Origin of the sequence: Curtobacterium citri, assembly GCF_030362955.1 — a bacterium.
Lineage (GTDB): Bacteria > Actinomycetota > Actinomycetes > Actinomycetales > Microbacteriaceae > Curtobacterium > Curtobacterium citri.
On record NZ_JAUCML010000014.1, the window covers coordinates 1 to 21,971 of the forward strand.

Annotated in this window: 24 protein-coding genes; 6 read left to right on the forward strand and 18 right to left on the reverse strand. The window is 71.9% G+C overall.

Annotated features, from left to right (window positions below):
* Window positions 1–109: 109 nt before the first annotated feature.
* Window positions 110–1,549 carry a sugar porter family MFS transporter gene (locus QUG92_RS15975; protein ID WP_182047886.1) on the reverse strand — a complete coding sequence of 480 codons (1,440 nt, stop codon included), beginning with the start codon at window positions 1,547–1,549 and terminating at the stop codon, window positions 110–112.
* Window positions 1,550–1,955: 406 nt separating this feature from the next.
* Between QUG92_RS15975 and QUG92_RS15980 the strand changes: the two genes are divergently transcribed.
* Entirely contained in the window at window positions 1,956–2,585 is a 630-nt protein-coding gene (locus tag QUG92_RS15980) for a murein hydrolase activator EnvC family protein (RefSeq protein ID WP_289459955.1), read from the forward strand.
* A 37-nt stretch (window positions 2,586–2,622) separates the two neighbouring features.
* On the opposite strand, the gene QUG92_RS15985 is transcribed toward QUG92_RS15980, so the two are convergent.
* The 9 genes from QUG92_RS15985 to rplS all read right to left on the reverse strand — a co-directional run bounded on the left by QUG92_RS15985 (window position 2,623) and on the right by rplS (window position 9,666).
* Window positions 2,623–3,555 carry a tyrosine recombinase XerC gene (locus QUG92_RS15985; RefSeq protein ID WP_289459956.1) on the reverse strand — a complete coding sequence of 311 codons (933 nt, stop codon included), beginning with the start codon at window positions 3,553–3,555 and terminating at the stop codon, window positions 2,623–2,625.
* A gap of 25 nt (window positions 3,556–3,580) precedes the next feature.
* On the reverse strand, window positions 3,581–4,828 hold the full coding sequence (gene dprA / locus QUG92_RS15990; RefSeq protein WP_289459957.1) for a DNA-processing protein DprA: 1,248 nt from the start codon (window positions 4,826–4,828) through the stop codon (window positions 3,581–3,583).
* Window positions 4,825–6,345 (reverse strand): YifB family Mg chelatase-like AAA ATPase, encoded by a 1,521-nt coding sequence (locus QUG92_RS15995; RefSeq protein WP_289459958.1) that lies wholly within the window; start codon window positions 6,343–6,345, stop codon window positions 4,825–4,827. Before QUG92_RS15995 ends, dprA begins: the two co-directional genes overlap by 4 nt.
* Window positions 6,342–6,695, reverse strand: coding sequence for a YraN family protein (locus QUG92_RS16000; protein WP_289459959.1), 354 nt, complete (start codon window positions 6,693–6,695; stop codon window positions 6,342–6,344). The genes QUG92_RS15995 and QUG92_RS16000 overlap by 4 nt, the downstream gene beginning before the upstream one ends.
* Window positions 6,696–6,848: 153 nt before the next feature.
* Complete coding sequence (locus QUG92_RS16005) at window positions 6,849–7,205, reverse strand: histone-like nucleoid-structuring protein Lsr2 (protein ID WP_069710680.1); 357 nt, start codon at window positions 7,203–7,205, stop codon at window positions 6,849–6,851.
* A gap of 108 nt (window positions 7,206–7,313) precedes the next feature.
* Window positions 7,314–7,637 (reverse strand): DUF2469 family protein, encoded by a 324-nt coding sequence (locus QUG92_RS16010; RefSeq protein ID WP_058730091.1) that lies wholly within the window; start codon window positions 7,635–7,637, stop codon window positions 7,314–7,316.
* A gap of 47 nt (window positions 7,638–7,684) precedes the next feature.
* Window positions 7,685–8,389 carry a ribonuclease HII gene (gene rnhB, locus QUG92_RS16015; protein ID WP_289459960.1) on the reverse strand — a complete coding sequence of 235 codons (705 nt, stop codon included), beginning with the start codon at window positions 8,387–8,389 and terminating at the stop codon, window positions 7,685–7,687.
* Window positions 8,386–9,129, reverse strand: a complete 744-nt coding sequence (gene lepB / locus QUG92_RS16020) for a signal peptidase I (protein WP_182047820.1) — start codon at window positions 9,127–9,129, stop codon at window positions 8,386–8,388. The genes rnhB and lepB overlap by 4 nt, the downstream gene beginning before the upstream one ends.
* 183 nt (window positions 9,130–9,312) lie before the next feature.
* Window positions 9,313–9,666, reverse strand: a complete 354-nt coding sequence (gene rplS, locus QUG92_RS16025; RefSeq protein WP_058730094.1) for a 50S ribosomal protein L19 — start codon at window positions 9,664–9,666, stop codon at window positions 9,313–9,315.
* A gap of 164 nt (window positions 9,667–9,830) precedes the next feature.
* On the opposite strand from rplS, the gene map reads away from it, so the two are divergent.
* Window positions 9,831–10,622 (forward strand): type I methionyl aminopeptidase, encoded by a 792-nt coding sequence (map, locus tag QUG92_RS16030; protein WP_289459961.1) that lies wholly within the window; start codon window positions 9,831–9,833, stop codon window positions 10,620–10,622.
* 57 nt (window positions 10,623–10,679) lie between these two features.
* On the opposite strand, the gene trmD is transcribed toward map, so the two are convergent.
* The 5 genes from trmD to QUG92_RS16055 form a co-directional block, all read right to left on the reverse strand.
* Window positions 10,680–11,381 carry a tRNA (guanosine(37)-N1)-methyltransferase TrmD gene (gene trmD, locus QUG92_RS16035; protein ID WP_289459962.1) on the reverse strand — a complete coding sequence of 234 codons (702 nt, stop codon included), beginning with the start codon at window positions 11,379–11,381 and terminating at the stop codon, window positions 10,680–10,682.
* 6 nt (window positions 11,382–11,387) lie between these two features.
* On the reverse strand, window positions 11,388–11,930 hold the full coding sequence (gene rimM / locus QUG92_RS16040) for a ribosome maturation factor RimM (protein ID WP_434533053.1): 543 nt from the start codon (window positions 11,928–11,930) through the stop codon (window positions 11,388–11,390).
* Window positions 11,931–11,949: 19 nt separating this feature from the next.
* Window positions 11,950–12,186 carry an RNA-binding protein gene (locus QUG92_RS16045; RefSeq protein ID WP_058730104.1) on the reverse strand — a complete coding sequence of 79 codons (237 nt, stop codon included), beginning with the start codon at window positions 12,184–12,186 and terminating at the stop codon, window positions 11,950–11,952.
* A gap of 4 nt (window positions 12,187–12,190) precedes the next feature.
* Complete coding sequence (gene rpsP, locus QUG92_RS16050) at window positions 12,191–12,607, reverse strand: 30S ribosomal protein S16 (protein ID WP_066654835.1); 417 nt, start codon at window positions 12,605–12,607, stop codon at window positions 12,191–12,193.
* 182 nt (window positions 12,608–12,789) lie between these two features.
* Window positions 12,790–14,925, reverse strand: a complete 2,136-nt coding sequence (locus QUG92_RS16055; RefSeq protein ID WP_289459963.1) for an oxidoreductase — start codon at window positions 14,923–14,925, stop codon at window positions 12,790–12,792.
* Between the two features lie 78 nt (window positions 14,926–15,003).
* Between QUG92_RS16055 and QUG92_RS16060 the strand changes: the two genes are divergently transcribed.
* Window positions 15,004–16,134, forward strand: coding sequence for a glutamate--cysteine ligase (locus QUG92_RS16060; RefSeq protein ID WP_289459964.1), 1,131 nt, complete (start codon window positions 15,004–15,006; stop codon window positions 16,132–16,134).
* Between the two features lie 87 nt (window positions 16,135–16,221).
* On the opposite strand, the gene ffh is transcribed toward QUG92_RS16060, so the two are convergent.
* Window positions 16,222–17,781 carry a signal recognition particle protein gene (ffh, locus tag QUG92_RS16065; RefSeq protein WP_289459965.1) on the reverse strand — a complete coding sequence of 520 codons (1,560 nt, stop codon included), beginning with the start codon at window positions 17,779–17,781 and terminating at the stop codon, window positions 16,222–16,224.
* Between the two features lie 110 nt (window positions 17,782–17,891).
* Between ffh and lipB the strand changes: the two genes are divergently transcribed.
* Together lipB and lipA are read left to right on the forward strand one after the other, a co-directional pair.
* Window positions 17,892–18,560, forward strand: coding sequence for a lipoyl(octanoyl) transferase LipB (lipB, locus tag QUG92_RS16070; protein WP_434533055.1), 669 nt, complete (start codon window positions 17,892–17,894; stop codon window positions 18,558–18,560).
* Complete coding sequence (gene lipA / locus QUG92_RS16075; protein ID WP_182047836.1) at window positions 18,557–19,540, forward strand: lipoyl synthase; 984 nt, start codon at window positions 18,557–18,559, stop codon at window positions 19,538–19,540. Before lipB ends, lipA begins: the two co-directional genes overlap by 4 nt.
* An 87-nt stretch (window positions 19,541–19,627) precedes the next feature.
* On the opposite strand, the gene QUG92_RS16080 is transcribed toward lipA, so the two are convergent.
* Together QUG92_RS16080 and ftsY are read right to left on the reverse strand one after the other, a co-directional pair.
* Entirely contained in the window at window positions 19,628–19,786 is a 159-nt protein-coding gene (locus QUG92_RS16080) for a hypothetical protein (RefSeq protein ID WP_182047838.1), read from the reverse strand.
* A gap of 20 nt (window positions 19,787–19,806) precedes the next feature.
* Complete coding sequence (gene ftsY / locus QUG92_RS16085) at window positions 19,807–20,676, reverse strand: signal recognition particle-docking protein FtsY (RefSeq protein WP_069710671.1); 870 nt, start codon at window positions 20,674–20,676, stop codon at window positions 19,807–19,809.
* Window positions 20,677–20,883: 207 nt separating this feature from the next.
* Here ftsY and QUG92_RS16090 point away from each other — a divergent pair, with 207 nt between their 5' ends.
* Window positions 20,884–21,912 carry a TerC family protein gene (locus QUG92_RS16090; RefSeq protein ID WP_289459966.1) on the forward strand — a complete coding sequence of 343 codons (1,029 nt, stop codon included), beginning with the start codon at window positions 20,884–20,886 and terminating at the stop codon, window positions 21,910–21,912.
* The last annotated feature ends 59 nt before the right edge of the window (window positions 21,913–21,971 follow it).

Sequence of the window (21,971 nt, forward strand, 5' to 3'; positions counted from 1 at the left end):
GGGCCCGGGGGGGGGGCGGGGGGGGGGGGCCGCCCCCCCCCCGCGGGGGGGGGGGGGGGGGCCCCCCCCCCCCCCCCGCCTCCCGTCAGGTGGTGACGCGCAGCCCCCGCTACTTCGCGGAGACCGTCTCGCCCTCCGCCGTGATGCCCATCTCCTCGAGCGAGCGACCCTTCGTCTCCGGGATCTTCGCGATGACGAAGAAGAGGGAGAGCAGGGCGAACAGGGCGTAGATGCCGTACGTGACCGTCAGGTTGAAGCCGGACAGCACCGGGAACGAGATCGTGACGACGAAGTTCGCGACCCAGTTGGCGGCCGAGCCGATGCCGAGCGCGGTCGCACGGATGCGGTTCGGGAACATCTCGCCGAGGAGCACCCACATGAGCGGCCCCCACGTGGCGCCGAACGACACGACGAACAGGTTCGCGAAGATCAGCGCGATGACGCCCCACGCGCCGGGGAGCTGCGGCTCACCGTCGACGATCGACGCCTGCGAGAACGCGATCGCGACCATCGTCAGCGACACGAACATGCCCGACGACCCGGCGACGAGCAGCGGCTTCCGGCCGAGCTTGTCCACCGTGAAGATCGCGATGAAGGTCACGGCGACGTTGACCACCGAGGTGATCGTCGAGATGAGGAAGGACTGCTCCTCCTTGAACCCGACCGCCTGCCAGAGCGTGGTCGAGTAGTAGAAGATCACGTTGATGCCGACGAACTGCTGCAGGACGGCGAGGATGATGCCGACCCAGACGATCGGCTGGAGGCCGAAGCGGTTGCCCCGGATGGAGCCCTTCTTCTCGGTGGCCTCCTTCTCGATGCCGTCCTGGATCTCCTCGAGGCTCGTGTTCACCGTGTCACGCGGGACGATCTTGCCCATGACGTCGCGGGCATCGTCCTTCCGGCCCTTGGCGAGCAGGAAGCGCGGCGACTCCGGCAGGGTGATGGCGAGCACGCCGTAGACGACCGACGGGACGACGCCGACGAGGAACATCCAGCGCCAGGCGGCGAGGCCGAGGACCTGTTCCGAGGCGCCGCCGGCCGTGACCGCGAAGAGCTGGTCGGACAGCAGGGCGGCGAAGATGCCGAGCGTGATCGCGAGCTGCTGGAAGGACGCCAGACGGCCGCGGATGGCCTTCGGGGACACCTCGGAGATGTACGCGGGGGCGATGACCGACGCGGTCCCGATGCCGAGACCGCCCACGAGACGCCAGATCACGAGGTCCCAGGTGGCGAAGGCGAAGGCGCTGCCGATCGAGCTGATGAAGAAGAGCACCGCGGCCCAGAACATCACGCGGGTGCGGCCCCAGCGGTCGGCCAGGCGGCCGGCGAAGTAGGCGCCGAAGGCACAGCCGATGAGCGCGGACGCGACCGCGAAGCCGCTGGCGGCGTCGGACAGGCCGAACTCGCCCTTGATCGCGTCGACGGCTCCGTTGATGACGGAGGAGTCGAATCCGAAGAGGAACCCACCGACTGCCGCCGCGATGGCGAACAGGGTGACCTTCCCCTTGAACGCACGGTCCTCGCCGTGCTGGGTGGACGTGTTCGACACGGTGCTCCAGGTTCCTGCCGCCGTGCTGGGTGGCGCACGGTGCCCCGGCGGTCGGCTTGTTCGCCGTCCGAGCGGCGTTGCGTGGTTCCGGAGCGCGCCCGACTGTACTCGCTGGTGGCCGCCGGGGCACATCGGGGTGCGGTGGGCGCGCCGGGGCCGAGGTCGGGGAGGGCGTGGGCCGGGTTCGGGTGGTGCGCCTGGGTCGCACGCGTTCTGCAACGTTCGACGTGTCGATCGACGCGTGCGGTGTCGCGGAGGAGGTGTCGCGGCGGAGGTGTCGTGCGGATCGGGCGCGACTCCGTCGCTGGGGCGCGGCGTTCCTGCACGGGGTGGGTGGGGCGGGCCGCCGTCCACAGCGCACCCTGCCGTCGTGTCCGAGGTGGTCCCGCTCCGCGATCCTCGGGTCATGCGCACGCCACCTGCACGGACCGGACCACGGACGGTCGTCACGGTGGTCGTCGCGGCGGTCGTCGCGGTGGTCGTCACCGCCGCCGTGGGCGTCGCGGCCGGGTCCACGACCGCCGTGGTCGTCGCGCCGGATTCGATCGTCCCCGGTGCACCGCGGCTGCTGTCCGCCGCGGTGCCCCGGGACGGTGACCGGCCCGGCGAGGCTGCCGCGCCGTGGGTGTGGCCGACCGGAGCGCGCGAGGTCGTCCGGGGCTGGGAGCAGCCGTCGGACGAGTACGCAGCCGGCCACCGCGGCATCGACGTCGCCGCGCCGGTCGGCACGACGGCGGTCGCGGTGGCGGACGGCACGGTCACGTTCGCGGGGCCGGTGGCCGGGCGGGGGGTCGTGACGATCGACCACGGCGGCGGCCTGGTGAGCACCCTCGACTCGGTCGACCCCGCGGTCGTCGCTGGCACGACGGTGGCGCAGGGCGACCCCGTGGGCACGGTCGCCGTCGGCCACTGTCCCGCGACCGCGCCCTGCCTGCACCTCGGTGCGCGCGTGGACGGACGGTACGTCGATCCGCTCCCCTACCTGCCGTCGGCCGACTGGCCCGTGCTGCTGCCGGAGTCGGCGTGGCCGGGGTGACCGTGGCGACCGGGGCGACCGGGGCGACCGGGGACGGTCAGGCGCGCGGGTGCGCCGTGCGGTAGACCTCCCGCAGCCGGGCGGAGGACACGTGCGTGTAGACCTGGGTCGTCCCGAGGCTCGCGTGCCCGAGCAGCTCCTGCACGGCACGGAGGTCCGCTCCGCCGTCGAGCAGGTGTGTCGCAGCCGTGTGCCGGAAGGTGTGCGGCCCGCTCGGTCCCGCGCCCGGCAGCCCCTCGAGGGCCCGGGCGACGATGCGGTACGCGCTCCGCACCCCGAGGCGCGCGCCCCGGTCGCCGAGGAACAGCGCCGACGGCTCCGGCGGTGTCGTCCGGCCACCGAGGACCGGCCGTCCGCGCTCGAGCCAGGCCTCCAGGGCATCGCGCGCGGGCACCCCGAACGGCACCACGCGCTCCTTGCCGCCCTTGCCGAGGACCCGCACCGTCAGCCGGGAGCGGTCGAGGTCGACGACGTCGATGCCCACGAGCTCGCTCACGCGGATGGCGGCCGCGTAGAGGAGCTCGACGACCGCGAGGTCCCGCAACGCACCCGCGCCGTCGGTGTCCGCACGGACCGCGAGCTGGTCGAGCACCATGCGCACCTGGTCCGAGGAGACCACCCGCGGCAGGTGGGTGGCACCCTTCGGCGCGCGCAACCGCACCCCGGGGTCGGTCGCGAGCACGCCGGTCTCGCTCGCCCACCGCGTGAAGGCCCGCACGGACGACGACCGACGCGCGATGGTGGACCGGGCGAGTCCGCGCTGGTCCGCCTCCCAGAGCCAGTCGCGCAGCAGTTCGAGCCCGAGGTCCTGCAGGCCGGTGCTCCCCCGCGCCGCAGCGAAGGCGACGAAGTGGTCGAGGTCGTTCGCGTAGGCACGGACGGTCTGGTCGCTGAGCCCCCTGGCGTGCCGGACGTGCTCGAGGAACGACTCCACCGCCGCCACGATCCGTCCGTCCGTCCGCTCCGCCACGACCCCAGGGTAGGCGCGTGCCGCGTCACGACCGGGTCCACCCGCCGACGCCGTGCACGACGAGCCCCTGCAGCTCGGCCAGCGCGAGGGCGTCCGCGACCTCGGCGAAGGACATCCCCGAGCGGACGGCGAGCTCCTGCTCCCCCAGCGCCCGCCGGCCCAGCGCGTCGAGCACCCGCAGCACCTCCGGGTCCTCCCGCCCCGGCGCGAGCGGTTCGTCGGCGTGCAGCACGTGCCGACCGCCCCGCGGACGGCGTGGACCGACCACCGCGTCGACGGGGTCACCCGGTCGGACCACGAGCTGCGCCCGCCCCTCCACGACCAACCGGTGACACCCCACCGACGCCGGCGACGAGAACGCCCCGGGCACCGCGAAGACCGGGCGGCCCAGCTGCGCGGCGTGGTGTGCGGTGTTGAGCGCCCCGGACCGCGCTCCCGCCTCCACCACCACGGTCGCGCTCCCCAGCGCGGCGATCAGCCGGTTCCGCGCGAGGAACCGCCACCGGGTCGGTCGCGTCCCGGGCGGCGACTCGGCGAGCAGCGCACCCTGCCGCGCGACGTTCCGCAGCAGCTCGACGTTGCCGGCCGGGTAGAGCTGGTCGATCCCGCCCGCGAGGACCGCGGTCGTCGGGGTGCCCGCCGCGACGGCCACCCGGTGCGCGGTGGCGTCGATGCCGTAGGCGCCGCCGCTGACGATCGTGCACCCGGCGTCGGCCGCCGCCGAGGTGATCTCCGCCGTCGCCTCGGCGCCCGCCACGGTGTTCGCCCGCGACCCCACGACGGCGAGGGCCGGTCCCGGCGCTGCTCGTCCGCACCGGGTCCAGAGGACGACCGGGGCGTGGGGTCCGAGGTCGTCCACCCCTGCCGGCCACGCGGCCGACCCGGGGACGAGCAACCGCGCGCCGGTCGTCACGGCCGCCGCGACGACCGCGGACACGTCGCAGCGGGCCAGCCGCGGTCCCCACCGCTCGAGCGCCGAGCCCACGGTGCCGAGGAACGCCACCGGGTCCTCCGCGCCGGGGACCCCGGCGTCCGCGCACTCCTCGACCAGGGCGAGCGGACCGTCGTCCTCCGCCGCCCGGACGGACGCCAGGGCACGTTCCGCCCCGAGTCCCTGCACGAGCGCACCGGCGACCGCATCCCCGGGCTCGACCACGGCCGACCACGCCACCCGCGCGGCGGCCTCGACCGGGTCGATCACATCGGTGGGACCACCGCCGACCGGCCCGAGCAGGGTGCGGACGGCCGCGAGCAGGTCGACGCCGCCGTTCACAGCGCACTCCGGAGCGCGAGGGCGTCGCGGACGTGCCGGTCGTCCGGCCGGTCCGCGCCCTGCAGGTCCGCGAGGGTCCAGGCCACGCGCATCGCGCGGTCCCACCCCCGCATCGTCAGCGTCCCCAGGTCGAGCGCGTGGTCGAGGACCGCGGTGGCTCCGGGGACCGCACGACCGGGACCGCGGAGCCACGCCCCGGAGACCTCGGCGTTGCGGGTCCAGCCCGTCCCGGCGAGCCGGTCGCGCATCACGGCCCGGGCGGCCGCGACGGCCTGCCTGGCCTCGGCGGTCGTCGGGGTGGCGCCGTCCGCACCGCGGATCAGCCCGGTCGTGACCCGCGGGACCCGGACGCGCACGTCCATCCGGTCGAGGAGCGGCCCGGACATCCGACCGAGGTACCGCCGCACGGCCGCCGGCGGGCACTCGCACGGCTGCTGCGCCGACCCGGCGTTGCCGCACGGACACGGGTTCGCGGCGAGCACGACCTGGCAGCGCGCGGGGAACTCGGCCGCACCCGCTGCCCGGTGCACGGTGATCCGCCCGGACTCGAGCGGCTGCCGGAGTGCGTCGAGCACCGCGCGCGGGAACTCCGGCGCCTCGTCGAGGAAGAGCACGCCCCGCGTCGCACGGGACACCGCACCCGGTCGTACCGTGCCGGATCCGCCACCGATCAGCGACACCGCGGAGGCGGAGTGGTGCGGGGCCTCCCACGGCGGGCGGGTCGTCCACGACGCCGCTCCGTGCCCGGCGACCGAACGCACCGCCGCGACCTCGAGCGCGGCCTCGTCGTCGAGGTCCGGCAGCAGTCCGGGCAGCCGCTCCGCGAGCATGGTCTTCCCCGCCCCGGGTGGTCCCACGAACAGTGCGTGGTGCCCACCGGCCGCCGCGGTGACGAGGGCACGCACGCCGACAGGGTTCCCGACGATGTCGGCCAGTTCAGCGACGGGCGACCGCTCGGGCAGGGCCGGCGGGACGAGGACCGGCTCGACCTCGACCGGTGGCAGCAGCGCCCCGGCGTCGATGGCCGCGGCGCGGAGCGAGTCGACGGGGTGGACGTCCACGTCGCGGACGAACCGGGCCTCGTCGGCGTTGCCGGTGGGCAGCACCACCCGGGCGACCCCGGCGTCCCGCGCCGTGAGGAGCATCGGGACCACCCCCGGGACGGGACGGAGCCGCCCGTCGAGCCCGAGCTCGCCGATGTACACCACCCGCTCGTCGACGTGTGGCGCGACGTCCGCCCCGGCCAGGACGGCCATGGCGATCGCGAGGTCGAACCCGGACCCCCGCTTCGGGACGGCCGCCGGGGTCAGGTTGACCGTGATGCGCCGTGCGGGCAGCGGGGCTCCTGCGTTCGCCGCGGCCGCCCGGACCCGCTCGCGGGCCTCGCCCAACGAGGTGTCCGGCAGGCCGATGATGCTGAAGGCCGGCAGCTGGCTCGTGAGGTGCGCCTCGACCTCGATCCGCCGCCCGGTCACCCCGAGCAGCGCGACCGCGGCGGACCGACCGATGCCGCTCACAGGACACCCGCCACGTGCTCGAACCCGCACCGGTCGCCGTCGACGTGCACCGCGACCGCGTCCACCCGGATCGCCCGCGCGTGCACCCCGGGGTGCGCGGCGAACCACATCGGCACCAGCCGACGCAGCCGGGCGGCCTTCGCGGGCGTGATCGCCTCCAACGGGTGACCGGTCGTCGTGCCGGCGCGCGTCTTCACCTCGACGAAGACGAGTGTGTCGTCCTGCCGGGCCACGACGTCGATCTCACCCCGTGCACACCGCCAATTGCGTTGCACCACCCGGTACCCCTGCGCGGTCAACCATTCCACGGCGCGGTCTTCGCCGTACCTGCCGAGTGTTCGTCGTTCCATGTCGTCGCCTCCGAACACGACGATCACCGAACGAGGCGTTCCACCGCCGGTGGAGAACACAGACTGTGGAAGAGCACATGTCATGGAATTGCTGTGCAGGAATGACAGGACCCCGGGCGATCCACGATCACCCGGGGTCCTGGAACGGCAGCGTCAGTGTGCGGCTGCGTACGCTTCCTGCACCTGCGTGGAGATACGGCCGCGGCTCGAGACCTCGTACCCGTTCTCCTTCGCCCAGTCGCGGATCTTGGCGAGTTCCTCGGAGTTGCCGCGCTTCGGGGCGGACTTCGGCGCGGAACCGGCGCTCCCACCGGAACGGCGGCCGGAGACCTTGCGTGCTGCGGCGACGTAGTCGGAGATCGCCTCGCGGAACTTGTCCACGTTGTCGTCGGACAGGTCGATCTCGTAGTTGGAACCGTCGAATGCGAATTCGACGGTCCGGCCTTCACCGGCGGTGATGGGCGAGTCGTCGAGGTCGTCGACAAGCTGGACGGTGACCTTCTGTGCCATGTCGTGCTCCTGGGTCGAGGGGTGGGGATCTCCACCACCGTAGCGCGACAATTGCAGGAATGTCACCGGAATGACCTCGCGTCGCAATTCCCGACACGAAGTCGAAGATCACTCGTCGAGCGCGAGTTCCTTCGGGAGTTCGAGTTCCCGCGAGGTGAGTTCCTCGACGTTCACGTCCTTGAAGGTGAGCACACGGACGGACTTCACGAAACGGTCGGAACGGTAGACGTCCCAGACCCACACGTCGTTCATCGTCAGTTCGAAGTAGAAGTCGTGCTCGGTGTCACGGCGCACGAGGTCGACCTCGTTCGCCAGGTAGAACCGCCGCTCGGTCTCGACCACGTACCGGAACTGCGACACGACGTCGCGGTACTCGCGGTACAGGGCAAGTTCGACCTCGCGGTCGTAGTCGTCGAATTCGTCGTCATCCATCGCCCGCACAGTCTACGGCGACCGGACCGACGATGGACGACGCGGTCTCAGCCGACGGCGGAGAGCAGGTCGAAGCCGTCGAGGGCCACGGCCGACGCCTGGTGCAGCCAGCTCTTGCGGTGCAGCGCGTGCGCTCCGACGGCCCGGATGCCGTCGTAGTGGGCCGTCGACCCGTACCCCTTGTTCGACGCCCAGGCGTAGTGCGGGGCGTCGTCGTGGGCGGCCACCATCAGGGCGTCCCGCTCGACCTTCGCCACGACCGACGCCGCGGCGACCGACGCGCAGTCGCGGTCCGCCTTGACGCGGACGACGACCTCGAGCGGCCCGTCCGTGGGGGCGAGACCCGGCGGCAGCGCGCGGGAGAGCCAGTCGGAGGACCCGTCGAGCACGACGACGGCACCGTCGAGCGACAGTCCGTCACGCACCAGTTCGCCGAGGGCTGCCGCGCCGGCCTGTCCCAACGCGGGGACGATCCCCTGCTGGTCGACGACCTCGGCGGCGGTCATCCCGACGGCCGTGCGCGCCCACCGTCGCACCACGGGCACCAGCTCGGTGCGCCGGGGCGCGGACAGGAGCTTCGAGTCGGCGAGCCCCTGGGGCACGCGGCCGACGTCGACCGTCACGGCGGCGACACCGACCGCGACCGGGCCCGCGATCGCCCCGCGGCCGACCTCGTCCATGCCGATGACCGTCACACGACCGGCGCCGAGCAACCGCTTCTCGACACGGAGCGACGGCCGGACGGCGGTCACTCGTCCTTCTCCTCCACGCCCGCGAAGACCTCGGGGTGGTCGTCGAGCCAGGTCCAGCGGCTCATCGGCCACGAGATGACGAAGGCGCGACCGGTGACGTCGGACAGCGGCACGAAGCCCTTCGACGGGGTGTCGCGGTTGTAGCGGGAGTCCTTCGAGTCGTTGCGGTTGTCGCCCATCACCCAGATGGTGCCCTCGGGGACGGTGACCGAGAACGGGTCGGCAGACGCCGGCGCCCCGCTCGGCAGCAGCGTGTACGGCTCCTTGAGCGGCACGCCGTTCACCGACATCTGCCCGAGGTCGTTGCAGCAGGTCACCTTGTCGCCCGGCAGGCCGATCACCCGCTTGATGAGGTGGTCGTCGCTGTCACCGGTCCCGAGCCCGACCTGGGTGAGCAGGAAGTCGATCGCCTTCGCCGGCTGCGTCGTCGGCGCCACGCTCGGCACCTCGGTGCCGGTGAGCCAGCCGCCCGGGTCCTTGAAGACGACGACGTCCCCGCGCTTGAGCGACACGACGTCCGGCACGAGTTCGTTGACGATCACCCGGTCGTTGATCTGGAGCGTGTCCTCCATGGACGCCGACGGGATGTAGAACGACCGGATCAGGAACGTCTTCACGAGGAACGAGACGAGCAGCGCGGCGAGGAAGATGATGACGAGGTCCCGCAGGAACGTCAGGACGCCGTTGCCCTTCTTCTCGGTCTGCGGGCGGCGCCCCGATCCTTGCGTCGTGTCCGTCATCCCAGCTCTCGTTCACACCCACGCTCGAGGAGCGTGCAGGTTCCCACTCACGCTCGACGAGCGTGCAGACCGTTCGCGCCTGGACGGCGCGCACGACGGGAAAGCCCCCCGTCGATGCACAACCGTACATCGACGAGGGGCGTCCAGCGGCACCCGGCTCGCGGGCGCTCACTGTGAAGGCGATCAGGCGTCGCGCTTCTCCTTGATCTTGCGGCGGGCCGCCTTGCCGCGCAGCTCGCGCAGGTAGTACAGCTTCGCGCGGCGGACGTCACCGCGGGTGACGACCTCGATGTGGTCGATGATCGGGGAGTGCACCGGGAACCAGCGCTCGACGCCGACCTGGAAGCTCACCTTGCGGACCTTGAAGGTCTCGCCGAGGCCGTGACCCTGGCGCGCGATGACGACGCCCTGGAAGACCTGGACACGCGAGCGCGTGCCTTCGATGATGTTGACGTGCACCTTGATGGTGTCGCCGGGACGGAAGTCCGGGACGTCGGTGCGCAGGGACGCTGCGTCGACGTGGTCGAGGAGCTGCATGGTCGTTCACTCTCTGCGGACGCGCACGGGTCGCCGCGGATCGGTGGTGGAAGGAAGTGGTGTACCCGGAATCGGCGACTCCCCCGTGGCAGAGTCCAGCCAGGGCACAGCCACCCATCCTGCCACAGGACGGCGGTCCCCGCCAACCGGTGCAGGATGGGAGCATGATCGAACTCCGCACCCCCGCCGAACTGGAGGGCCTGCGCGCCGCCGGTCGGTTCGTCGCCGACGTGCTCGACGAACTGCTCGAGACCGTCGACGTGGGCGTGAACCTGCTCGACCTCGACCGCGTCGCCGCCCGCATGATCGCCGACCGGGGTGCGGTGAGCTGCTACGTCGACTACCACCCGTCCTTCGGCAACTCGCCCTTCGGCAGGAACCTCTGCACGTCGGTCAACGACGCCGCACTGCACGGACTCCCCCACGACCGCGTGCTCGTGGACGGCGACCTCGTCAGCCTCGACTTCGCCGCGAGCGTGGACGGCTGGGTCGCGGACTCCGCCGTCACCGTGCAGGTCGGTACGCCCCGCGACGAGGACCAGCGGCTCATCACGACCGTCGAACGCGCCCTGGCCGCCGGCATCGAGCAGTTCCGCCCGGGCAACAAGCTCGGTGACGTCTCGTACGCCATCGGCCGCGTCGCGAAGGACGCCGGGTTCGCGGTGAACACGCAGTTCGGCGGGCACGGCGTCGGGCGCACGATGCACGGCGAGCCGCACGTGCCGAACGACGGCCGCCCCGGCCGTGGCCTGAAGCTCCGTCCCGGCCTCGTCGTCGCGATCGAGCCGTGGCTCATGCAGGGCACCGACGAGCTGGTGCAGGACGAGGACGGCTGGACGCTCAAGAGCGTCGACGGCTCGCGCGCCGCGCACGTCGAGCACACGGTCGCCGTCACCGACGCCGGTCCCGAGGTCCTGACCCTGCGTCGCGCCCAGCGCGCCGAGGTGACGGACTGACGGACGGGAGGCGCGGTACCGGCTGGTACCGCGCCTCCCGTCCGCCCCGTCGTCGGGTCAGCGCGCGGTGTCGTCGGGCAGCAGGTCCGGGCGGACGCGTCGCGTCCGCTCCACCTGCTGCTCGTGCCGCCACGCGGCGACCCGGGCGTGGTGCCCGCTGAGCAGCACGTCCGGCACCTCGAGGTCACGCCAGACCGCCGGCTTCGTGTACGAGGGGTACTCGAGCAGGCCGTCCTCGTGCGACTCCTCGACGAGCGACTCGGGGTTGCCGACGACGCCGGGCACCAGTCGTCCGACGGCCTCGATCATCGCCATCGCGGCGACCTCGCCACCGTTCAGCACGTAGTCGCCGAGCGAGAGCTCGACGACCGAGCACCGGGACGCCGCCCACTCGAACACGCGGGCGTCGATGCCCTCGTACCGCCCGCAGGCGAACACGAGGTGGTCGGTGTCCGCGGCGAGGGACCGCGCGATCGCCTGCGTGAACGGCCGACCGGCAGGGGTCGGGACGACCAGGGTCGACGAGCCGTCGTCGCGGAGGACCGCCGACAGCGCCTGTGCCCACGGCTCCGGCTTCATGACCATGCCGGCGCCACCGCCGTACGGGGTGTCGTCGACGGTCCGGTGCCGGTCCGTCGTCCACGAGCGCAGGTCGTGCACGTGCACGTCGAGCAGCCCGTCGACGCGGGCCTTCCCGAGCAGGGAGACGTCGAGGACGGAGAAGAACTCCGGGAAGATCGTGACGATGTCGATGCGCACGGCGGCCTAGGAGATCGTCTCGGGCCGCGAGGTGTCCTCGGGGTCCTCGAACAGGCCGGTCGGCGGCGTCACCGTGACCGTGCCGGCCTCGATGTCGACCGACGGCACGATCGCCGAGACGAACGGCACGAGCACCTCGCCGCGGTCGGGGGTGTCGACGGCCAGCAGGTCCTGCGCCGGCAGGTGGTCGACCCGTGCGACGGTGCCCACATCGACGCCGTCGCGGAGGACCCGGAGCCCGACGAGCTGGTGGTCGTACCAGGCGTCGTCCTCACCGGTCTCGGCGTCGGCGTCCTGCTCGACCCAGAGGATCGCCCGCGCGAGGGACTCGGCGGCGGTGCGGTCCGCGACGCCCTCGAAGAAGGCGACCGGGTGGCCGTTGTACCAGCGGAGCTCGTCGATGGTCAGGGTCTTGCCCGACCACGGGGAGTCCGCGGGGACCTGGAGGGTGAACTCGGCCCCCGGCGTGAACCGACGATCCGGGTCGTCGGTGTAGAGCTCGAGCTTGATGCCGCCCTTGAGCCCGTGCGCCTTCGTGATTCGACCCACCCGGAGCTGGGTCGTCTCCCTAGGAATCGGTGTCGACCACGTCGACCCGCACCCGCTTGCCGTCGGCGAGAGCCGAGACGAGGGTGCGGAGCGCCTTCGCGGTCCGTCCGGCGCGACCGATCACGCGACCGAGGTCCTCGGGGTGCACACGCACCTCGAGGACCTCGCCACGCGCGGAGGTGGAACTGGCGACGCGGACGTCGTCCGGGTGATCGACGATCCCCTTGACGAGGTGCGTCAGCGCAGAGTCGAGCAAGGAATCAGGCCTCGGTCGTCTCGGCGGCGTCGTCGGCCGACTCGGCCGGAGCAGCGGCCGGGGCCGTCTTCTCCGACTTCGGCTTGAGGACGGCCTTCTTGGCGGTGTCCGCGACGAAGGCCTGCTTCGGCTCGGCGACCTTGACGGTGGACTCGGTGTTGCCCTCGCCCTTGAACTTGCCCCAGTCGCCGGTGAGCTTGAGGAGCGCCGCGACCTGCTCGGTCGGCTGCGCGCCGACGCCGAGCCAGTAGAGCGCACGCTCGGACTCGATCTTGATGACCGAGGGCTCCTCGGTCGGGTGGTACTGACCGATCTCCTCGATCACACGACCGTCGCGCTTGGTGCGCGAGTCGGCGACGACGATGCGGTAGTAGGGCGCACGGATCTTGCCGAGGCGCTTGAGACGGATCTTGACAGCCACAATTACTCCTGTTGCGTGTTGTTGTGGTTGAACCGGAACCGCGGGCGTGGGGGCACGCGCGGTGGAAGCTCGAAGGGAGTCGCGACCTGCTGGATAGAGGGTCGAGCAGACGCGATTCGACCGTTCATTCTTGCAGGTTTCCCGCCGAGAAGCGAGTCAGGACGCGCCGGTGCACCATTGGGTCACGGCGCGAGGCGTCGGACGGCCTCGAGCGCCTCGCTCGTCGCCCGCACCGCGTCGACGCTCCGGGCGTCCCGGGCACCGCCGACCACCTCGTGCGCGACACCCGCCGCACGGAGCGCCGCCACCAGGCCGTCGACACCGTCGGTGTCCGGTCCGGACGCCCGCTCCTGGCCGGCGCACACCACCACGTGGTCGGCCGGGACCGCCCGCTCGAGCCCGTCCTCGTCGCGGATCCAGAGCGCGCCCGGTTCGATCCGGAGGTACTCCTGCACGCCGCCGACCATCCGCACCCCGGCGTCCCGCAGCCGCCCGACCGCGACCCACCGCGAGGTGATGCCCACGCCCTGCCCGAACCGGCCCGACCGGCGGAGCACCGTCACCTGGTCCCCGGGCCGGAGCGACCGGTCCGACGCGGGCAGGCGCTGCGGCACGTCGCCGATGACGTCCGCGGCGACGTCGACGTCCCACCGCTCGGCGAACGCCGCGGCGCGGACGACCTCGTCGGGCGACTCCACCAGGAACGCCGCGGTGTCGACACCGATGCCACCCCCGCCGACGACCGCGACGGTGCCCGGCGGGACGCCGTCGCGGAGCGCCGTCTCGTACGACATCACGTGCGGCAGGTCCGCGCCCGGCAGGTCGACCACGCGCGGGACCACACCGGGGGCGAGCACGACGGCGTCGCTGCCGAGCAGGTCCGTGGTCGTGGCGGCCCGTCCGAGGTGGACCGTGGCACCGCGGTCGTCGAGCTCGGCCCGTGCGGCACGGACGGTGGCGGCGTAGTCCTCCTTGCCCGGGATCGCCGCGGCGAGGGCGAACTGCCCGCCGAGGGCACGGTCGGCCTCCCACAGGGTGACGCGGTGGCCACGACGTGCGGCGTCCACGGCGGCCGCGAGCCCCGCGGGACCGCCGCCCACCACGTCGACCCGCTTCGGCGCGGTCGTCGGACGGGCGGGGAACGCCAGCTCGCGGCCGGCACGCGGGTTCACCAGGCAGGAGACCGGCGCACCGACGATCGAGCGGTCGAGGCAGGCCTGGTTGCAGCCGATGCAGGTGTTGACGAGGTCGAAGCGGCCGTCGAGCGAGCGCCGCACCAGGTCGGGGTCGGCGAGGAACGGCCGGGCCAGGGCCACCGCGTCGAGGAGCCCGTCGCCGAGCACGGCCTCGCCGTCCCGCAGGTCGGTCATCCGGTTCGACGCGATCACCCGGACCTCCGGGTGGTCCGACGCCCGCACGACCCGGGCGACCCGGGCGGCGTACGCGAGCCACGCCCCGTGCGGCACCGCCGCCTGCACGGTCGGCGTGCGCGACTCGTGCCAGCCGATCCCCACGGAGATGCCGTCGAGACCGAGCGGCAGCAGGTCCTGCATGAGGGCGTCGACCTCGTCCTCGGTCGTCGACCCCGGCATGAGGTCAGCGCCCGACAGCCGGATCGTGACGGCGAGGTCCGGCACCGCGCTGCGGACGGCCCGCACGACCTCGACCGCGAAACGGCGCCGACGGACGGCGTCCCCGCCCCACTCGTCGTCACGCAGGTTCGTCAGCGGCGACTGGAACTGGTTGACCAGGTACCCCTCAGACGCCATGATCTCGACGCCGTCGAAGCCGATCGCCCGGGCCGCCCGGGCGGCGGCGGCGAAGTCCTCGACGGTCCGGCCGACCTCGTCCGCCGTCAGCTCCGTCGGCACGACACCACGGGCCGCGGCCCACGGCAAGGCGCTGGGCGCCACGACGCGCTGGGGACGTCCGTGCCGGTCGACCATCCCGCTGGCGAGTGCGTACCGTCCCGCGTGGAACAGCTGCGCGAGGACGGCCCCGCCCTCCTCGTGCACGGCCTCGACCGCGACGCGGAAGCGCTCGTCCGCTCCCCCGGCGCCGAACACCGCGAAGTCCGGGCCCCCGCGGGCCTCGTCGCTGATCGCGATCCCGCCCGTGACGATGCAGCCGACGCCCCCGGCCGCGCGCTCGCGGTAGAACGCGGCGAGGGCGGCCCCGCCGTCGTCGAGCACCTCGAGCCCGGTGTGCATCGAGCCCATCACCACCCGGTTCCGCAGGTGCAGCGGTCCGAGGGTCCAGGGCGACGCGACGGTCCGGAGCACGTCCGGGACCACGGGCGTCGAAGCGACGGTGCTCATGACACCACTCTGCCCGACGACGTGGTGCGGTCCGAGTTCCTTGTGCCGACCCTCCAACCCGACGGGCAGGATGGCTGCATGGACATCCGCTTCACCGAGTCCCGCCCGTCGACCCTCGGCGTCGAGTGGGAGCTCCCGCTGGTCGACCGCGACACCGGTGACCTCGCGCCCCGTGCCCCCGCCGTGATCTCCGCCGTGCAGGAACGCCTCGGCGACCCCGACCGGGTCACCGAGGAGCTCCTCACGAACACGGTCGAGGTCGTCACCGGCGTGCACGACACGGTCGGCGGCGCGACGCGGGAGCTCGCGGGCATCATCGGTGAGGTCGTCGACGCGGCCGAGCCCCTCGACGCGCAGGTGATGTGCTCGGGCACGCACCCCTTCGCGGTGTGGGACCAGCAGGAGATCACCCCGGACAGCGAGCACTACACGACGCTCATCGACCGGACGCGCTGGTGGGGTCGGCAGATGCTCATCTGGGGTGTCCACGTGCACGTCGGGATCGACGACCGCGACAAGGCGGTGCCGATCATGAACGCGATGCTCGCCTACGTGCCGCACCTGCAGGCCTTCACCGCGTCGAGCCCGTTCTGGGGCGGCACCGACACCGGGTACGCGTCGAACCGGGCGCTCATGTTCCAGCAGCTGCCGACCGGTGGGCTTCCGCCGGACGTCGCCGGGTGGGCCGACTTCGAGACGGTCGTCGACGACCTGACGAGGACCGGCGTGATCGAGGGCTTCAAGGACCTGCGGTGGGACATCCGCCCGTCGCCCGGCTGGGGCACGCTCGAGAACCGCGTCTCGGACGGCATCTCGACCCTGCACGAGGTCGGCGCCGTCACCGCGTTCGTCCAGTGCCTGGTCACCGCGCTCTCCGACCGCCTCGACCGCGGCGAGACCCTGCCGTCGATGCAGCCGTGGTTCATCCGCGAGAACAAGTGGCGCGCGGCGCGCTACGGCATGGAGGCGGAGATCATCACGAACGCCGCCGGCGACGAACGCCTGGTCACGGACGAGGTCCACGACCTGGTCGAACGCCTCGACCCGATCGCCGAGCGGCTCGGCTGCCAGCAGGAGCTGCACCACCTGGACACGATGATCGCCGACGGTGCGTCGTACCAGCGGCAGCTCCGGGTCGCGCAGGAGAACGGTGGCGACCTCCGCGCGGTCGTCCGTCACCTGGTGACGGAGCTGCGGGAGTCGCTCTAGACGCCACCACGGAACGGACGGGAGGCCCGGTACCAGCTGGTACCGGGCCTCCCGTCCGTCAGGGGCTCGTCCATCAGGGGGTCGCGACTAGCGGCCCAGGAACTTCTGCAGGCTGGCGAGCTCTTCCTCGCTCGGCGCCTTCCCGCCCTTGGCAGCGCCACCGAAGCCGAAGCCCGACCCGCTCGGCGCCTGCTGCTGCGGCTGCGCCGCCGCACCGGAGGCCAGGGCCGCACGCTTGGCGGGGTTGCCGACCTTCTTCTTCTTGGCACCGCCCTGCTGCTGCTTCTTCTTGCCACCGTGCATGCCCGGGATGGGGCCCATGCCCGGCATCTGCGGCACACCGCCGCGCGCGACCGTCTTCATCATCTTGGCCGCCTGCTCGAAGCGGTTCACGAGGGCGTTGACCTCGGTCACGGTCGTGCCGGAACCCTTGGCGATGCGGAGCCGCCGCGAGCCGTTGAGGAGCTTCGGGAGCTGACGCTCCTGCTTCGTCATCGACTGGATGATCGCCTCGGTCCGGACGATCTCGCCCTCGTCGAAGTTGTCGAGCGCCTCGCGCATGCCCTTGGCACCCGGGAGCATGCCGAGCATGCCCTTGATCGAGCCGGCCTTGCGCAGCTGCTGCATCTGCGCCAGGAAGTCGTCGAGCGTGAACGAGTCGGTCGCGATCTTCTCGGCGACCTTGCGGGCCTCGTCCTCGTCGAACGCCTGCTGCGCCTGCTCGATGAGCGAGAGGATGTCGCCGAGGTCGAGGATGCGGCTCGCCATGCGGTCCGGGTGGAACGGCTCGAAGTCGTCGAGCCCCTCGCCCGTGGACGCGAACATGATCGGACGACCGGTCACGCTGGCGACCGACAGGGCCGCACCACCGCGGGCGTCGCCGTCGAGCTTCGACAGGACGACGCCGGTGAAGTCGACGCCCTCCTGGAAGGCACGGGCGGTGTTCACGGCGTCCTGACCGATCATCGCGTCGATGACGAACAGGACCTCGTCCGGGTCGACGGCCTTGCGGATGTTCGCCGCCTGCTTCATCAGCTCGGCGTCGACGCCGAGACGACCGGCGGTGTCCACGATGACGGTGTCGTACTGCTGGTCGACCGCGGCCTTGATCGCGTTCTTCGCGACCTTCACCGGGTCGCCGACGCCGTTGCCGGGCTCCGGCGCGAAGACGTGCACGCCGGCCTGCTCACCGACGACCTGCAGCTGCTGCACGGCGTTCGGACGCTGGAGGTCCGCCGCGACGAGCATCGGGGTGTGGCCGTCCTTCTTGAGCCACTTGCCGAGCTTGCCCGCGAGGGTCGTCTTGCCGGCACCCTGGAGGCCCGCGAGCATGATGACCGTCGGCGGCCGCTTCGCGAACTCGAGTCGTCGCTGCTGGCCGCCGAGGATGCCGACGAGTTCCTCGTTGACGATCTGGACGACCTGCTGGGCCGGGTTGAGTGCCTTGTTGACCTCGTCGGAGAGCGCGCGCTCCCGCACCGAGGCGGTGAAGGCCTTGACGACCTCGAGCGCGACGTCCGCGTCGAGCAGCGCCCGGCGGATCTCGCGGACGGTGCCGTCGACGTCGGACGGGGTCAGCCGACCCTTGCTCCGCAGGTTGCGGAAGGTCTCGGTCAGCCGATCGGAGAGTGAGCCGAATTGCGCCATGATCCGTCGATCCTACCGTCCAGCCCGTCGCGGCCCCTGCAGACGCTCGCTCCGGTTGTTGTACTCCGTCCAGGAACTGCCGTACGGTGCTCCTCGTGGGAGAACTCGAGATCATCCGGTGGCCCGGCCTGCTCGACCACGCGGCGGGTGTGGCGGTGCAGCGCGGGTACCGGTCCGACGTGGTGGCCGGACGGTCGCCGGGCGTCGTGGTCCTCTGCGAGCACCCGTCGGTGTACACCGCCGGCCGCCGCACCGAGCCCACCGACCTGCCGACGGACGGCTCCCCCGTGGTCGAGGTCGACCGCGGCGGCCGCATCACGTGGCACGGCCCCGGTCAGCTCGTCGTCTACCCGATCGTCCGGCTGGCGGAGCCGCTCGACGTCCTGGCGTGGGTGCGCGACCTCGAGCAGGTCGTCATCGACGTCGCCGCGGCGGTCGGGGTGACCGCCGTCCGGGTCGACGGGCGGAGCGGCGCGTGGGTCCCGCGCGCGGCCGGGGCGGACCTCGACAAGGTCGGCGCGATCGGCCTGCACGTGGCCGAGGGTGTCACGAGCCACGGCATCGCGATCAACTGCACGAACGCCCTCGACGCCTACGCGGCGATCGTGCCCTGCGGGATCGCCGACGCGGGCGTCACCACCCTGAGCCGCGCCGCCGGCCGGGCCGTCACCGTCGACGAGGTCGCCGCCCTCGTCGGTCCGCGGGTCCAGCAGGCGGTCGACGGCATGCATACCGGCGACCGCATCAGCAGCACCACGCGACAGGAGGTCGCCGCATGACCCTCGCCCCCGACGGCCGACGGATGCTCCGCGTCGAGGCCCGCAACGCCGCGACACCCATCGAGGTGAAGCCCGCGTGGATCAAGACACGGGCGACGCAGGGACCGGAGTTCCGCGAGCTCTCCGGCCTGGTCCGCGACAAGCAGCTCCACACCGTGTGCCAGGAGGCCGGCTGCCCGAACATCTTCGAGTGCTGGGAGGACCGCGAGGCCACCTTCCTCATCGGCGGTTCACAGTGCACCCGGCGGTGCGACTTCTGCCAGATCGACACCGGCAAGCCCGAGGACCTCGACCGCGACGAACCCCGCCGCGTCGCCGACTCGGTCGTGTCGATGGGACTCAAGTACGCCACCGTGACCGGCGTCGCCCGCGACGACCTCGAGGACGGAGGCGCCTGGCTCTACGCCGAGACCATCCGGCAGATCCACGAGCAGTCGCCCGGCACCGGGGTCGAGATCCTGGTCCCCGACTTCAACGGTAGACCGGACCAGCTCGGGCAGGTGTTCGCCGCGCGTCCCGAGGTGTTCGCGCACAACGTCGAGACCGTCCCGCGCATCTTCAAGCGCATCCGGCCCGCGTTCCGCTTCGAGCGCTCGCTCGACGTCATCACGCAGGGTCGCGACGCCGGTCTGGTCACGAAGTCCAACCTCATCCTCGGGATGGGCGAGGAACGCGACGAGGTCGAGGACGCCCTGCAGCAGCTCCACGACGCGGGCACCGACATCGTCACGCTGACCCAGTACCTCCGGCCCTCGCCCCGGCACCTGCCGGTCGCGCGCTGGGTCGCGCCGGAGGAGTTCGTCGAACTCCGCGAGGTCGCCGAGCGGATCGGGTTCGCCGGCGTCCTCGCGGGCCCCCTGGTCCGGTCGTCGTACCGGGCGGGGCGCCTGTGGGCCCGCGCGACGGTGGCGCGTGGCGGCACCGTGCCGCCGCACCTGGCCCACCTGCTCGACGCGGCGCCGGGTCGCCAGGCCGTGTGAGGCGCGTGCGGCGCGTGGGGACGTGCAGACGGACGGGAGGCCCGGTACCAGCTGGTACCGGGCCTCCCGTCCGTCAGGTGGTCGCGCCTACACGCGGCTGCGGACACTCCGGACGATCCAGCCGACGACTGCCAGCAGGATGAGCACGATGCCGATGAACAGCAGGAACTTCAGGGCGGCGACGAAGATCCCGCTGAAGAGCAGGACGAGGCCGACGATGATTGCGATGACGAGCAGTGCGGGCATGGGGCCGACCGTACGCGCGATCAGCCCACGAGGTTCTGCACGAAGACGTGCGGCGTGAAGCCCGTCAGGTCGTTGATGCCCTCGCCCTGCCCGATGAGCTTGATCGGGATGCCGGTCTTCTCCTGCACGCTGAGCACGAACCCGGCCTTGGCGGAGCCGTCGAGCTTCGTGATGACGAGTCCGGTCACGCCGGCGCCCTCGATGAACGCCTGCGCCTGCGCGAGGCCGTTCTGCCCCGTGGTGGCGTCGAGCACGAGGAGCACCTCGGCGATCTCGGTCTGCTTCTCGACCACGCGCTTGATCTTCGTCAGCTCGTCCATCAGGCCGGCCTTGGTGTGGAGTCGACCGGCGGTGTCGATGACGACGATCTCGGTGCCGTCGTGGATCGCCTTCTCGACGGTCTGGTAGGCGACCGACGCGGGGTCCTGCCCGGGCTGCGCGGGCCGGACGACCTCGACGCCGGCGCGCTGCGCCCACGTGGCCACCTGTTCGACCGCCGCCGCGCGGAAGGTGTCCGCCGCGCCGACGACGACGGTGCGGTCGTACGTGCGGAGGAACTTCGCGAACTTGCCGATCGTGGTCGTCTTGCCCACGCCGTTGACGCCGACGACGAGCACGACGGCGGGCCGGGCGCTGAGCTTGAGCGTGGTGTCGAGCTTCGACAGTCGTTCCTCGAGGACCTCGCGGAGCATGCGCTGCAGGTCCGCGGGGTCGGTCGTGCCGTAGCGGTCGACGCGCGCGTGGAGGTCCTCGATGACCTCGTCCGCGATGTCGGGGCCGAAATCCGCACCGATCAACGCGGTCTCGAGGTCGTCCCACGTGGTCTCGTCGATGGTCTTCCGCTGGAACAGGCCGCGGAGACGGGTGGACAGTGACCAGGAACTCGCCATGCTCCCAGCTTAGAGCGCGCCACGGGCGGGCAGTGCCCGGTACCCTTGGGTCCTGAAGGGGAGTACTCCACTTCGGCGCACCCGTCAGTACGGTCTGGGACGATCCAGACCCGGGACGCCGGTCGTGTCGGACCATCTGGTCGACGCGGCGGAGGAGACCTTCAGGCCTCGGCGTACCCACGTGCGCCCATACCTGAAGGACATCCGATGGACGTTCCCCTCTACGTCTGGCTCCTCACCATCGCGGGCATCCTCGCGCTGCTGGTGTTCGACTTCTACTCCCACGTGCGGACGCCGCACGTGCCGCACATCAAGGAGTCCGCGTTCTGGTCGGCGTTCTACGTCGGCCTCGCGATCCTGTTCGGTGTCGGCATCCTGGTGTTCGGCGGCGGCCAGGCCGGCGGTGAGTACTTCGCCGGGTGGTTGACCGAGAAGGCCCTGTCGGTCGACAACCTGTTCGTCTTCCTGATCATCATGTCGAGCTTCGCGGTGCCGAAGGAGTTCCAGCAGAAGGTGCTGCTGGTCGGCGTCGCCATCGCCCTGGTTGCCCGCGGTGTCTTCATCGCCCTCGGCGTCACGATCATCGAGAACTTCTCGTGGGTCTTCTACCTGTTCGGTGCGCTGCTGTTCTGGCTCGCCTGGTCGCAGGCCCGCAGCGGGAACGACCACGGTGCCGAGGAGGGCGACTCCCGGCTCATCCGCATCCTGCGCCGCATCATCCCGACCACGGACAACTACCACGGTGACAAGCTGACCGCGAAGGTCGACGGCAAGCGCCTCTTCACCCCGATGCTGCTCGTCATGGTCGCGATCGGCCTCACCGACGTGCTCTTCGCGCTCGACTCGATCCCGGCGATCTTCGGTCTGACCCAGGACGCGTTCATCGTGTTCACCGCGAACGCGTTCTCGCTCCTGGGCCTGCGCCAGCTGTACTTCCTCATCGCGGGGCTGCTCGAGCGCCTCATCTACCTCGGGCAGGGCCTGGCGGTCATCCTCGCCTTCATCGGTGTGAAGCTCGTCTTCCACGCCATGCACGTCAACGAGCTGCCGTTCATCAACGGCGGCGAGCACATCGAGTGGGCGCCGGAGATCCCGATCTGGTTCTCGCTCAGCTTCATCGCGCTGACGATCGCCGTCGCGACGGTCGCGTCGCTGGTGGTCTCGAAGAAGCGCCAGGAGCGCGGTCTCACCCCGACGGGCGAGCCGAAGGAGCCGGTGACGGCCGACGCGGAGTAGTCGCGACGGTCTGCGGACGGGAGGCGCGGTGCCGGCCGGCACCGCGCCTCCCGTCCGTC